Raw genomic sequence first — 13,466 nt, forward strand, 5'->3', positions numbered from 1 at the left:
TTACACCTGCTCTTTATCGTGGCGTTTAGCGTCTTCCTTTTTGGCTTCGTCCTGTTTGTCTGCGATGGTTTTAGCCGTGAAATCCGCGTCCTGGCTGGATTTTTCTTGCTTGTCTTCATCATCGCTGATGGCTTTCTTGAAGCCTTTGATGGACGCGCCAAGGTCGGAACCGATAGAACCGAGCTTTTTGGTGCCGAACAGCAGCACGACGATGACGGCAATGATTAACAATTGCCAGATACTGATACCACCCATACTACATCCTCGATAGATGATTAATTAATCAGGTTGCATTATACGTATGCAACCTGGCGATAGCGACGCAAATTCAGCGCGTTTTTCTCCAGCCGATCAGCCAGACCACAAGGCCTCCGGCCATCACCCAGGCGGGCATCATCTCCCAGTCCGGGCGGTTGATCAGCAACAGCGTGCCGCTGAGCAACAAGGTAGCGCCAATGCCAAAGAGGTAGCGAGACTGCCCCTGACGCACGCGATTGGACTGAAGCTCGCTGGCGATTTTATCCATGCTGTGCTGAAGGTTCTTGCTCTGACGCAAAGTGTCGTAAACCAGTTCAGGGATCTCTGGCATTTTTTCGATCCAGAACGGCGCTTTGTCTTTAAACGCACGCACCAGCGAAGGAAGGCCCACCTGATCCTTAATCCACGACTCAAGGAAAGGTTTCGCTGTTTTCCATAAGTCTAACTGAGGATAGAGCTGGCGGCCTACGCCCTCAACGTAAAGTAGTGTTTTCTGAAGTAAAACTAACTGCGGTTGCACTTCCATATTGAAGCGTCGCGCGGTGTTAAAGAGATTCAGCAGAACGTGGCCAAATGAGATTTCTGACAGCGGCTTCTCAAAAATCGGCTCACAGACGGTGCGGATCGCAAACTCGAACTCTTCGACGTTGGTATCCGGCGGAACCCACCCCGAATCCACGTGCAGCTCGGCCACCTTACGGTAATCGCGATTAAAGAAGGCGATAAAGTTCTCTGCCAGATAGCGTTTATCTTCTTTGTTCAGCGAGCCGACAATACCGCAGTCGATGCCGATGTATTTCGGATCTTCCGGGTGTTCGTAGCTGACAAAAATATTACCTGGGTGCATGTCGGCGTGGAAAAAGCTGTCGCGGAATACCTGAGTGAAGAAGACCTGCACGCCGCGCTCGGCCAGTAGTTTCATGTTGGTGCCCTGATTTTCCAGCGCCACCACATCCGAGACGGGAATGCCGTAGATGCGCTCCATCACCATCATGTTCTGACTGCAGTAGTCCGAATAGACCTCAGGCACATACAGCATCGGGCTGTTTTCAAAGTTACGGCGCAGCTGAATGGCGTTGGCCGCTTCGCGCAGTAAATTCAGTTCATCGATAAGCGTTTTTTCGTACTCACGCACCACTTCGACTGGGCGCAGACGACGACCATCCGGTAACAGGCGCGGGACCCAGCGAGCCAGACGATAAATCAGCTTCATGTCTGCTTTAATGATCGGCAGGATATCCGGGCGAATCACCTTGATGACGATCTCTTTGCCGTTCTCTTTCAGGCGGGCAGTATGCACCTGCGCAATGGAGGCAGAGGCCAGCGGGGTGATCTCAAAATCATCGAACCAGGTTTCAACAGGAATGCCGCCCATCGCCTCTTCAATCTGCTGCTTGGCACGCGCACCGTCGAAGGGTGCAACGCGGTCCTGAAGCAACGCCAGCTGATCGGCAATTTGCGGTGGGAAGAGATCGCGGCGGGTAGAGAGCATCTGCCCAAATTTAATCCAAACTGGGCCGAGCTCCTGCAACGCCAGTCGCAACCGCTCGCCGAGCGGCTGATCTTTATGACGGTTTGGCATCCAGAACAACATGCGCCGCCCGAATCGCAGCGGCAGCGTAATACGCATTTTGGGGATAAGCTCGTCGAGCCCGTAACTCAAAAAGGTGCGGACGATAAAGTAGAGGCGCCGAATTTCACCAGGCGTCATTTGCCCTCCAGTTTTTCCAGCCGTTGGGTTAGCGCGTCAACCGCGCGTTCGACAGCGGCAGTTTCTTCTGCAAACCACGCCATCTCAAGCGGACCGGGCGCCATTCGCCACTCTTCGGTCAGCACTTCAGCCACGTAGCGTTGCTGGCGCTGCACGCCTTTACGTAAGAAGGACGAGCCGCCGCGCAGAAACTTGCCGATGCCTTCGGCCACGATGTCACCGGTGTAAGGTGCCAATAGCTCCGCCGGGTCAAACTCAGCCAGATCGGCCAGTGCAACGAAGTTTTGCACCACCTGAATATCGCCTTCGACTTCCAGCTCACCGCTGCGGATTAGCGCCGTGAGTTGCTGACGGTCGCGCAGTTTTGGCAGCACGCTCATGTGCGTAATGACAGAGCAATCGGCGTCGCCTTCCCACTCGCCCACGACATCCAGCTGGCGTTCGCTGAACACCAGCACCAGCGGCGTCGAGAACTCTTTTAGCACCACGCGAAGTACCTTGCCGTTTAGCCGCTGGCGCGCCGTTTTCAGCGCAGGCGAGCGATACAAAAAGGTATTCAGGACATTCTCGATGCCTGCGGTGACTAACGGTTTAAAAGGCATACGTTGCCTCCAGTCAGAACTTGTAGCCGCGATGCAGCGCAACAACACCCGCCGTCAGGTTGAAGTACTCAACGTTTTCAAACTCGGCATCCTGCATCATGGCTTTCAGGGTGTCCTGATCCGGGTGCATACGGATAGACTCCGCCAGATAGCGATAGCTTTCTGCGTCTTTTGCCACTAATTCGCCAATACGCGGCAAAATGTGGAACGAGTAGGCGTCGTACGCTTTGCTCAACGGCTCAATAATTGGTTTGGAGAACTCCAGCACCAGCAGACGTCCACCCGGCTTCAGCACGCGATACATGGAACGCAGCGCTTTTTCTTTTTCGGTGACGTTACGCAGACCGAAAGAGATGGTGATGCAGTCGAACGTGTTATCGGGGAACGGCAGGGCTTCGGCGTTAGCCTGTACATATTCAACGTTACCGACCACACCGATGTTACGCAGTTTTTCGCGCCCCATTTTCAGCATGGAATCGTTGATATCAGCCAGTACAACGCGGCCCGTTTCACCGACCATGCGGGAGAATTTTGCGGTCAAATCGCCGGTACCGCCGGCTAAATCCAGAACGGTTTGACCACGGCGAACACCGCTACAGTCGATAGTGAAACGCTTCCACAAGCGATGAATGCCGAATGACATCAGGTCATTCATGACATCGTACTTTGCCGCCACGGAATGGAATACGTGGGCCACCATGTCTGCTTTCTGCTCTTTGGCGACAGTCTGAAAGCCAAAGTGCGTTGTTTCTTGTGAATCTTCAACCATCTCAGTGCCTGCTAATCAGTCAAATGTGCATGAAGTGTAACAGATTGGGCGCGTTTGCCCTACGATTCAACCACCCTGAAAGAATCGTTCTGACTGCGTTTCAGGGGCGGTTTGTGCCGCTAACTCACTGTCATCACTGCTCATATTTCGTTCATTCACGCCTTCGCGCAGACGATACTCTTCATCCTGGGCCGTGGCCTGCTCCGCCAGTTCCGGATTAATCTCGCGTTTAACTTCTACGCCCAGCGTGCGAAACGCTTCGGCTTGTGCCAGCAAATTACCCCGCCCGGAGGAGAGTTTTTTCATGGCCTGTCGATAGTTATCCTGCGCGCGATCCAGGCTTTGCCCCACGGAGGACATATCGTCGACAAACAGGCGCATTTTGTCATACAGCTTGCTGGCGCGATCGGCAATCTGCTGCGCGTTACGGCTTTGATGTTCGTAGCGCCACAGGTTGGCAATGGTGCGCAGCGCCACCAGGAGCGTGGTCGGGCTGACCAGCATAATGTTGTTTTTCAGCGCTTCGGTGATAAGCTCCGGCTGCCTGTCGAGCGCCAGCAGGAACGCCGGTTCGACCGGGATAAACATCAGCACATAGTCCAGCGACCGCAGGCCAGGCAACTGCTGATAATCCTTACGGCCCAGCAGACGAATGTGATTGCGCACGGAGGCGATGTGTTCCTGCAGCGCGGATTCGCGGGTGAAATCGTCTTCCGCATTGAAGTAGCGCTCGTAGGCCACCAGCGTCATTTTGGCGTCAATCACCACGTCTTTGCCCTGCGGCAGACGCACGATCACATCGGGCTGCATCCGCGAGCGGGAATCGGTCTCAATGCTGACCTGCGTTTCATATTCGTAGCCTTCGCGCAGCCCGGAGGCCTCTAGCACGCGGGTTAGCACCACTTCTCCCCAGTTGCCCTGGGTTTTGTTGTCGCCTTTCAGGGCTCGCGTCAGGTTGACTGCCTCTTGCGCCATTTGCGCATTTAACTGCTGAAGATTACGGATCTCGTGCGCCAGCGTGTGACGTTCACGGGCTTCCTGACCAAAGCTGTCCTGCACCTGGCGGCGAAAGCCGTCGAGCTGTTCGCGCAGCGGCGTCAGCAATCCATTCAGGCTCTGGCGGTTTTGTTCATCGACGCGGCGATTGCTCTGTTCAAAAATACGGTTGGCGAGGTTTTCAAACTGCTCGCTGAGGCGCTGTTCGCTATTGATCATCTGGCGGATTTTATCTTCCGCATGCAGCTGGGTGGATTCGAGACGGGTGGTGACTTCGCGGAGATCCGCTTCCAGGGAGGTATTGATATCGCGCAGATTGCGCAGTTCGTTGTTGAGCAACTCGCACTCATCGCGCCAGTGGCTGCTCTGGGCCAGCTGCTGTTTGGCAGCGCTCAACTCAGCGACGATCTCTTCACGATCGAGCAGTTGTTCCGCTTTCTGCTGGGCATGTTGATAGCTCGAGATCAGCCAGCCAATGACCAGCCCCGCCAGCGCTATCGCCGCATAAACGATGATTGAGATATCCACAACGCCTCCTGCATCAAACCATTACCCGCACAAAATAGAATTGTGCTGTATAAACGTCCAGTTTGAAAGGAATTTCCTGCGAGGCGTTACGCAAAAAAGAAAAGGCCGAACGTGTCGGCCTTGAACAGAATGTTGTGCGATTAGATCAGGCGGCGAGCCGCTTCGACCACAATTTTCACCGCGTGGCTTTCGGTTTGCTTCATGGTTTCTGCGTTCGGGATCTCTTGCTGAGTACGGTTAACGATCACGCCAGCCACCATACCCGCACGCAGACCCTGGCTTGCGCACATGGTCAGAAGCGTTGCCGATTCCATTTCGTAGTTCATGACGCCCATCGACTGCCACTCTTCCATGGAACCTTTAAAGCGGCTCACCACGCGACCGGAGAAGGTGTCGTAGCGCTCCTGGCCTGGGTAGAAGGTGTCAGAGGAAGCGGTCACGCCAATGTGCGTGGTTGCGCCGATAGATTTTGCCGCCTCAACCAGCGCCGTTGTGCATTCGAAGTCCGCGACAGCCGGGAATTCCATTGGTGCGAAGTGCAGGCTTGCACCGTCCAGACGCACAGACGCGGTCGTCACCAGAACGTCACCGACGCTGATGTGCGGCTGAATCGCACCCGTGGTGCCGATACGCAGGAAGGTACGAATGCCCAGCTGCGCCAGCTCTTCCACAGCAATAGAGGTAGACGGGCCGCCGATACCGGTCGAGCACACAATCACCGCTTTGCCATCCAGCTCAGCACGCCAGGTGGTGAATTCACGATGCGCTGCCAGCTTAACCGGCTTATCCATCAGCGCGGCGATCTTTTCCACACGCTCAGGATCGCCAGGGACGATAGCCAGCGTAGCCCCTTGTAAATCGTTTTTAGTGAGGCCGAGATGAAAAACATCAGACTTAGACATAGGTGACTCCTCTGTGGGTCGGTGTGTCAGAAGAAGTAAAACGGTACTTTACAGAAGCACCAGGCTTAATTTCGTGACACACCTCACCATGAATGAAAATGGTTGCAGTTAATTTCCACAAAATAGTGATTTACATCACATTAACAAGTTATATCGTTCAGGGCTGCACAAAAGATAGCCCGTTTCGGGCACTGTGAGTTGTTAACTTGAGGTCTATATTTACTTTTGCGCTTACAGGTACGGAGAATACCATGACACAAAAGACCCATTTTGCACCTGCTGCTGCCCCTCTCGCCGCGACCATCGTCTCCACGTCAGAAGAAGCCATTACCGCAGGCGAAACCTCGATCCCCTCGCAGGGTGAAAACATGCCCGCTTATCACGCGCGCCCGAAAGAGGCCGACGGTCCGTTGCCGATCGTCATTGTGATACAGGAGATTTTTGGCGTTCACGAACATATTCGCGATATCTGCCGCCGTCTGGCGCTGGAAGGCTATCTGGCCGTTGCGCCGGAGCTTTATTTCCGCCAGGGCGATCCGAATGATTACAGCGATATCCCGACGCTTTTCAGCAATCTGGTCAGCAAAGTGCCGGATGCGCAGGTGCTTGCCGATCTGGACCACGTCGCCAGCTGGGCCGCGCGCAACGGCGGTGATCCGCACCGTCTGCTGGTCACCGGTTTTTGCTGGGGTGGGCGCATCAGCTGGCTGTATGCTGCGCACAATCCGCAGCTGAAAGCCGCCGTGGCGTGGTATGGCAAACTGGTCGGTGAGAAAACGCTGAATTCACCGAAACATCCGGTGGATATCGCGACCGATCTTAACGCGCCGGTTTTAGGGCTGTACGGCGGCCAAGACACCGGGATTTCGCTTGAGAGTGTGGACACCATGCGCCAGGCGCTGCGTGCCGCCAATGCCAAAGCCGATATCGTGGTCTATCCCGACGCGGGACATGCCTTTAACGCCGACTATCGCCCGAGTTATCACGAAGAATCCGCCAAAGATGGCTGGCAACGTATGCTGGCCTGGTTCAGGCAGTATGGGGCGAAAAAGGGTTAAGTTGCTCACACATTGACGCAACAACCGCAGCCGTTGTTTGACTTTTAAACAGAATTTCGACGATATAAAAAGCACAGGCGTGTAACTACGATCCGTAGGCAAGACCTGAAGCCCATCTCTCTCTTTCGGGGGGAAATGGGCTTCAGGTCTTTTTTTTGCTCTGGAGACAGGGGCCAGACATGAATCACTTGCAGACAGCACTGGATATCATCGCCCAGGTGGGCGGCGCTGAAAACATCGAACATCTCGAGCACTGCTCCACCCGCTTACGGCTGAGCCTTTACGATAACGGGAAAGTGAACGAGCGCGAACTGGCGAAAATTGATGGCGTGCTCGGCGTGCGCGTCAACGTACAGTGCCAGGTCATTATCGGTCATGAAGTGGTGCAGGTTTATGAAGCGGCGCGCTCCCTCATCGGCACACCCCAGGCAAATGCGTCAGCTCAGACGGTCAAGCCCCATCGTGGCGCGCAAATCGTCGACTTTGTGATAAGCGTCTTTCAGCCGCTGGTCCCGGCCATTGCGGGCGGCGGCGTACTGAAATCGCTGCTGCTGTTGCTGGATGTACTTGGCTGGCTCAGCCGCGACAGTTCCACTTACAAAGTGCTGGATAATATCGGCTCTGCCCCACTCTATTTCCTGCCGATACTGGTGGCGATAACCACTGCGACAAAGCTCAAAGTGAACGTGCTGGTTGCCGTCTCTGCCGTAGCGGTAATGGTGCTACCGGCAATGACGAAGCAACTTGCTGATGGCGCAGAGTTTATGTCGTTTGATCTGCGCAATGTCGCCTATGCCTCGCAGGTCTTCCCGGCCATTCTGTGCGTGCTGTTTTACGCTCAGACTGAGAAGCTGTTCAACCGTTACTCTCCCGGCGCACTGCGCATTTTTCTCTCGCCGATGCTCTCTCTGCTGGTTACGGTGCCAGTGACATTGCTGATCCTGGGACCATTGGGCTATGAGCTTGGCGCGGGCCTGGCCACGGTGATCTTATGGCTTTATGGCAAGCTGGGATTTGTGGCGACCGGGTTACTCGCGGCAGCGCTGCCGTTTATGGTCGCAGCCGGCATGCATAAGCCGATGCTGCCTTATGCCGTCGCCTCGATGAGCCAGTTCGGGCGCGAAATGCTCTATCTGCCTGCGTCACTGGCACATAACATCGCTGAATCTGGCGCCTGTCTGGCCATTGCACTCCGGAGCAAAGATAAGGTACTGAAATCCACCGCCTTCTCGGCAGGAATTTCCGCGCTGTTTGGTATTACCGAACCCGCTCTGTATGGCGTCACGCTTCTCAATAAAAAAGCACTGTATAGCGTGCTTGCGGGTAGCCTGGTTGGCGGCGCATTTATTGGCTGGATGGCCATCGAAGCCTTTGCGCTGGTAGGGCCTGGCCTTGCCAGCATCTCCATGTTCGTCTCGCCCGATAACCCAATGAACATCGTCTGGGCCTTTGCGGGTGCCGGTTTATCTTTTGTCATCGCCTTTCTGAGTGCTCTGCTGTTATGGCGCGATAACGCCCCGGAACAGGCCGATGAACTGCACTTTATCCGTCCCGTAGAGGGGCAAATTATCCCGCTGGAAAATGTTAACGACGACGTTTTTTCGCGCAAAATCATGGGCGATGGCGTAGCCATTGTCCCTTCGCAGGGCGTCCTGCGTGCTCCCGCCGACGGCACGGTCGTTAACGTCTTTGAAAGCGGTCATGCCCTAAGCCTCTTAACGGATGCAGGGGTTGAGCTGATTTTCCACATCGGCATCGACACCATCAGGCTGCAAGGCAATGGATTCCGCCCGCTGGTGAAAGAAGGCCAGCACGTGAAAAGCGGCGACACACTGATTGAGTTTTCTCTCGACATCATCACCGCCGCCGGGCTGGATCCGGTTGTGGTCATGATCGTCACGAATGGCGAACGATTCTCGCTGACACCAGGCAGTAACCACGACAAAGACACTCATCCTAATATCATCATGACGCTAAAGGAGTCCGTGTAATGGATAAATCCCTCCCGTTTCCGCAAGGTTTTTTATGGGGCGGCGCGATTGCCGCTAATCAGGCCGAAGGAGCATGGAACGTTGATGGCAAAGGGCCGTCCGTCGCTGACGCCATCACCTGGAAGCCGAACCTGTCGCTGAAGGATTATGACGGTCATATGGCGCTGACGGATGAAAATATCCGCGATGCGTTTGAAGGGCGCAACGACGCACTTTATCCCAAGCGTCGCGGCATTGATTTTTATCATCGCTATAAAGACGATATCGCCCTGTTTGCCGAGATGGGCTTTAAGGTTCTGCGCGTGTCCATTGCCTGGTCGCGTATCTTCCCGACAGGCGAGGACGCGGCCCCTAATGAAGCGGGCCTGCAGTTTTACGAGGAGATGTTCCGCGAGCTGCGCCGCCATAATATTGAACCGCTCGTCACGCTCTCACATTATGAAATGCCGCTGGCCCTGAGCGAGAAGTACAACGGCTGGGTACATCGTAACGTGGTGGATGCTTTCGTGCGGTTCAGCAATGTCTGCTTTGATCGCTACAAAGATCTGGTGCGCTACTGGCTCACCTTTAATGAGATCGACAGCATTCATCGCCATCCGTTTACCACCGCCGGGATTCGCGAAGAGAAAAGCGCGCCAGGAAAAGCGCAGCAGGACATTTACCAGGGGCTGCACCACCAGTTTGTGGCCTCTGCGCTGGTGACCCGCGACTGCCACGCCAAAATTCCCGGCAGCCAGGTCGGGTGCATGCTGACGAAGCTCACCACCTATCCTCACAGCTGTCGCCCGCAGGACGTAGAGGCCACGCTGAAAAAAAATCTCGAAAACTACTTTTACGCCGATGTGCAGGTCTTTGGCGAATATCCGCCACTGATCCTGCGCGATCTCGCCAGCCGTGATATTCAGATTGAGATGCAGGCAGACGATCATCGTATTTTGAAAGATCACACCGTCGATTTTGTCTCCTTCAGCTATTACATGTCCCTCACCGAATCGACGCAGGCTGATGTCGAGCGCACCGCGGGTAACACGATTCTGGGGGTAAAAAACCCGTACTTGCCTGCATCCGAGTGGGGCTGGCAGATTGATCCCGTCGGGTTGAAAATCTCCCTGCTCGAATTATATGACCGTTACCAAAAGCCGCTGTTTATTGTCGAAAATGGCTTAGGGGCAAAAGATACCGTCGAGGAAGGGAAGATCCACGACAGCTATCGTATCGACTATTTCCGCGCCCACTTCGAACAAACATTGGCAGCTATCAACGAAGGGGTAGATGTGATGGGATTCACCACCTGGGGTTGTATCGACATTATCAGCGCGGGCACATCGCAGATGTCCAAACGCTACGGCTTTATTTATGTCGACCAGGATGACGAAGGTAACGGCACGCTGGAACGCCTGAAAAAAGAGTCGTTCTGGTGGTACCAGAGAGTGATTGCCAGCAATGGCGCTGACATGAGCTAAACGGCCAGGCCGCAGGAATAACCGTGATAACGATAAAAAAATCGCTCAATAACAGTATGCTGCTGGTCGACCACGACCAGCGGGAGATGATCCTGTTTGGTAAAGGGATTGGATTCGGAGCCAAACCCGGTACGCATATCGACCTGGCGCAGGTGGAGAAAGTTTTTCTGCCGCTTAGCGATCTGAAATCCCGCCATTTTTTATCCCTGACGGATACCATTCCTGCGGCGTACTTTGACGTCAGCCATGAGATTCTCACGCTCGCCCGCAGCCTGTGCGGCGAAAAGCTGAACTCCGTGCTGCTGTTTACGCTCGCCGAACATTTGCATTTTGCGGTGGAGCGTAGCCGTAACGGGCAGTTGATCCTGAATAAGTTGAGCTGGGAAGTGAAGCGCTATTACCCGCAAGAATACCGCGTCGGGATGCAGGCGCGAGACAACGTGAATGAACGCTTTGACGTAGAGCTACCTGAAGAAGAAGCGGTCAATATTGCGTTCCATCTCATTAACGCCAGCAGCCAGGATGACAACAGCTCCGCCCATCAGCAGGTCGAACTGGTGAATCGCATCGCCGAGATTGTGCGCTACAAGCTGAGCAAAGCGATCGATACGGAGTCGGTGAATTACCGGCGGTTTATCACCCATCTGCGCTATTTCGCGGAACGCGTGTTAAGTGGAAGCGTGGTGGTCAGTGAGACCGAGGATTTTTATCAGGAGCTGATGCGCCATCGCCCGGACGCAATGACCGTCGCGTGGGTGATTCGCGATTACGTGCAGGAGAAGTATCAGCTAACGCTGCCGAAAGATGAGCTGACGTGGCTGAGCATTCACATCAGCCGGTTAATGGACGGTCATGCCTAGGCCGGGCAATCGCCCGGCCATATCGCATTACGCCTGACGCAGGTTCTGCGCGGCTTTCACCATGTTCGCCAGTGCGGCACGGGTTTCTGGCCAGCCGCGGGTTTTCAGGCCGCAGTCCGGGTTGACCCACAGACGCTCAGCCGGAATACGCTGGGCGGCTTTCTGCAGCAGGGCTTCAATCCACTCCACACTGGGTACGTTCGGGGAGTGAATGTCATACACGCCCGGCCCGATTTCGTTTGGGTAGTCGAACTCTTCGAATGACTCCAGCAACTCCATATCGGAACGCGACGTTTCGATGGTGATCACATCCGCATCCAGCGCGGCGATCGAGTCCATGATGTCGTTAAATTCGCAATAACACATATGGGTGTGGATCTGCGTGTCGTCCTTTGCCACGGCGGCGTTGATGCGGAACGCTTCCACGCCCCACTCCAGATACGCCGCCCAGTCGCTGCGACGCAGCGGCAGACCTTCGCGCAATGCCGGTTCGTCAATCTGGATGATGCCAATGCCTGCCGCTTCCAGATCCGCCACTTCATCACGCAGCGCCAGCGCAATCTGTTTGGCGATGGTTTCGCGGGTCACGTCTTCGCGCGGGAAGGACCAGCACAGAATAGTCACCGGACCGGTCAACATGCCTTTGACCGGTTTGTCGGTCAGAGACTGGGCGTACTTCGCCCATTCGACGGTAATCGCTTCCGGGCGGCTCACGTCGCCAATCACCACCGGGGGTTTTACGCAGCGTGAGCCGTAGCTCTGCACCCAGCCGTTCTGGGTAAAGACGAAACCGTCCAGATGTTCGCCGAAATATTCCACCATGTCGTTACGCTCGGCTTCGCCGTGAACCAGCACGTCCAGACCCAGACGTTCCTGCTCAATAATCGCCTGTTTGATGTGTTCAGCGATGCCTGTGCGGTAGTTGTTGGCGTCGAGATTGCCTTTTTTGAAGTCCAGACGCAGGCCGCGAATTTCAGTGGTCTGCGGGAATGAGCCAATAGTGGTGGTTGGCCAGGCCGGCAGATTAAAGCGCGCGCGCTGTGCTTTAGCACGAACTTCATAGGCATTTTCACGCTGGCTGTCTTTGGCGGTGATCGCCGCCAGACGTTTTTCCACCGCCGCGTTGTGAACACGAGTCGAGTGGCGGCGCGCCTGAATCGGTGCGCTCCATTCGGTAATCGCAGCCGTGTCGCCGCTGTTCAGCGCATCTCGCAGCAGGGCCAGCTCTTCACATTTTTGCAGGGCGAAAGCAAACCAGCTTTTCACTTCCGCATCCAGACGCGTTTCCACGCTCAGATCGATCGGGCTGTGCAGCAGGGAGCAAGACGAAGCTACCCACAGATCACGTTTGCCGACAATGTCTTTGATCTGCGAGTATTTCTCGGTCAAATCGGCGCGCCAGACGTTACGTCCGTTAACCAGACCGGCAGAGAGCAGCCAGTCAGCCGGCAGGCGTTTGTGCAGCTCTACCACGTCATCGTTGCCGTGAACCAGGTCAACGTGCAGGCCCTGCACCGGCAGCGCGGTGATGGTGTCGAGGTTCGGCGTGACGCCTTCGAAATAGGTGGTCAGCAGCAGTTTAACCTGCCCGGAGAGAGCGTCGTAAGCCGGTTTGAAGGCATCCAGCCACGCCTGCGGCAGCTCCAGTACCAGCGCCGGTTCGTCGATTTGTACCCACTCGATGCCGCGTTTTGCCAGCTCAGCCAGCACCTGCTGGTACACCGGCAGGATGTCTTTCAGCAAGCTCAGGCGGTCAAACTGCTCGCCTTTCACTTTGCCCAGCCACAGGTAGGTTACCGGGCCGAGCAGTACAGGTTTGATTTTGTGGCCCAGCGCCAGCGCTTCGTCCACTTCATCCAGGATTTGCCTCCAGGTCAGTTTGAACTGCTGGCCTTTCACAAACTCCGGCACCATGTAGTGATAGTTGGTGTTAAACCATTTCGTCATTTCTGCGGCTGCCGCTGGCTCGCCGGTCGGTGCGCGCCCACGACCCAGGCGGAACAGGGTGTCGATATCTACCGATCCATCGTTGTTCTGATGACGAGCCGGCACATTGCCGAGCAGCAGGCTGGTGGTCAGAACATGGTCGTACCAGGCAAAATCGCCCACCGGCAGCAGATCCACGCCTGCCTGTTTTTGCTGATCCCAGTGGCGCGCACGCAGCTCGCGTCCAACCGCCAGTAGCTCTTCACGGGTGGCGTTGCCCGCCCAGTAGCTCTCTTGTGCTTTTTTCAGCTCGCGGCGAAGGCCAACGCGAGGAAAACCGAGGGTGTGGTTAATAATTGTCATGTCGCTGCCTCTTATGAATTCGTTATTTAGCCATCCAGA

At 55.4% G+C, this 13,466-nt stretch carries 11 protein-coding genes; 4 read left to right on the forward strand and 7 right to left on the reverse strand.

What is annotated here, in order from left to right:
- The 6 genes from tatA to udp form a co-directional block, all read right to left on the reverse strand.
- A complete protein-coding gene (gene tatA, locus C0560_RS20040; RefSeq protein ID WP_100778463.1) occupies positions 1 to 255 on the reverse strand; it encodes a Sec-independent protein translocase subunit TatA in 255 nt (84 codons plus the stop codon).
- Between the two features lie 73 nt (positions 256 to 328).
- Positions 329 to 1,969, reverse strand: coding sequence for a ubiquinone biosynthesis regulatory protein kinase UbiB (ubiB, locus tag C0560_RS20045; RefSeq protein WP_100778462.1), 1,641 nt, complete (start codon positions 1,967 to 1,969; stop codon positions 329 to 331).
- Complete coding sequence (ubiJ, locus tag C0560_RS20050) at positions 1,966 to 2,571, reverse strand: ubiquinone biosynthesis protein UbiJ (protein WP_100778461.1); 606 nt, start codon at positions 2,569 to 2,571, stop codon at positions 1,966 to 1,968. Before ubiJ ends, ubiB begins: the two co-directional genes overlap by 4 nt.
- 13 nt (positions 2,572 to 2,584) lie before the next feature.
- The gene (ubiE, locus tag C0560_RS20055; protein WP_100778460.1) at positions 2,585 to 3,340 is read right to left on the reverse strand and encodes a bifunctional demethylmenaquinone methyltransferase/2-methoxy-6-polyprenyl-1,4-benzoquinol methylase UbiE; all 756 of its coding nucleotides are present in this window, start codon (positions 3,338 to 3,340) and stop codon (positions 2,585 to 2,587) included.
- 66 nt (positions 3,341 to 3,406) lie between these two features.
- A complete protein-coding gene (rmuC, locus tag C0560_RS20060) occupies positions 3,407 to 4,864 on the reverse strand; it encodes a DNA recombination protein RmuC (RefSeq protein WP_248859307.1) in 1,458 nt (485 codons plus the stop codon).
- A gap of 140 nt (positions 4,865 to 5,004) precedes the next feature.
- Positions 5,005 to 5,766, reverse strand: coding sequence for a uridine phosphorylase (udp, locus tag C0560_RS20065; protein WP_095283865.1), 762 nt, complete (start codon positions 5,764 to 5,766; stop codon positions 5,005 to 5,007).
- 251 nt (positions 5,767 to 6,017) lie between these two features.
- Between udp and C0560_RS20070 the strand changes: the two genes are divergently transcribed.
- The 4 genes from C0560_RS20070 (at position 6,018) to C0560_RS20085 (ending at position 11,138) form a co-directional block, all read left to right on the forward strand.
- Positions 6,018 to 6,824, forward strand: a complete 807-nt coding sequence (locus C0560_RS20070) for a dienelactone hydrolase family protein (protein ID WP_100778458.1) — start codon at positions 6,018 to 6,020, stop codon at positions 6,822 to 6,824.
- Between the two features lie 179 nt (positions 6,825 to 7,003).
- Positions 7,004 to 8,815, forward strand: a complete 1,812-nt coding sequence (locus C0560_RS20075; protein ID WP_248859308.1) for a beta-glucoside-specific PTS transporter subunit IIABC — start codon at positions 7,004 to 7,006, stop codon at positions 8,813 to 8,815.
- Entirely contained in the window at positions 8,815 to 10,278 is a 1,464-nt protein-coding gene (locus tag C0560_RS20080; protein ID WP_100778456.1) for a glycoside hydrolase family 1 protein, read from the forward strand. Before C0560_RS20075 ends, C0560_RS20080 begins: the two co-directional genes overlap by 1 nt.
- A 23-nt stretch (positions 10,279 to 10,301) precedes the next feature.
- Entirely contained in the window at positions 10,302 to 11,138 is an 837-nt protein-coding gene (locus tag C0560_RS20085) for a PRD domain-containing protein (RefSeq protein ID WP_100778455.1), read from the forward strand.
- A 27-nt stretch (positions 11,139 to 11,165) separates the two neighbouring features.
- Here C0560_RS20085 and metE read toward each other — a convergent pair whose 3' ends face one another.
- Entirely contained in the window at positions 11,166 to 13,427 is a 2,262-nt protein-coding gene (metE, locus tag C0560_RS20090; RefSeq protein ID WP_248859309.1) for a 5-methyltetrahydropteroyltriglutamate--homocysteine S-methyltransferase, read from the reverse strand.
- Between the last annotated feature and the right edge of the window lie 39 nt (positions 13,428 to 13,466).

The sequence above is a fragment of the Lelliottia sp. AC1 genome, assembly GCF_023278595.1.
GTDB classification, from domain to species: domain Bacteria; phylum Pseudomonadota; class Gammaproteobacteria; order Enterobacterales; family Enterobacteriaceae; genus Enterobacter; species Enterobacter nimipressuralis.

Bases quoted from the DNA above. Each gene is read 5' to 3' on its own strand.
- tatA (WP_100778463.1), bottom strand. From the start codon at position 255: ATGGGTGGTATCAGTATCTGGCAATTGTTAATCATTGCCGTCATCGTC.
- ubiB (WP_100778462.1), bottom strand. From the start codon at position 1,969: ATGACGCCTGGTGAAATTCGGCGCCTCTACTTTATCGTCCGCACCTTT.
- ubiJ (WP_100778461.1), bottom strand. From the start codon at position 2,571: ATGCCTTTTAAACCGTTAGTCACCGCAGGCATCGAGAATGTCCTGAAT.
- ubiE (WP_100778460.1), bottom strand. From the start codon at position 3,340: ATGGTTGAAGATTCACAAGAAACAACGCACTTTGGCTTTCAGACTGTC.
- udp (WP_095283865.1), bottom strand. From the start codon at position 5,766: ATGTCTAAGTCTGATGTTTTTCATCTCGGCCTCACTAAAAACGATTTA.
- C0560_RS20070 (WP_100778458.1), top strand. From the start codon at position 6,018: ATGACACAAAAGACCCATTTTGCACCTGCTGCTGCCCCTCTCGCCGCG.
- C0560_RS20075 (WP_248859308.1), top strand. From the start codon at position 7,004: ATGAATCACTTGCAGACAGCACTGGATATCATCGCCCAGGTGGGCGGC.
- C0560_RS20080 (WP_100778456.1), top strand. From the start codon at position 8,815: ATGGATAAATCCCTCCCGTTTCCGCAAGGTTTTTTATGGGGCGGCGCG.
- metE (WP_248859309.1), bottom strand. From the start codon at position 13,427: ATGACAATTATTAACCACACCCTCGGTTTTCCTCGCGTTGGCCTTCGC.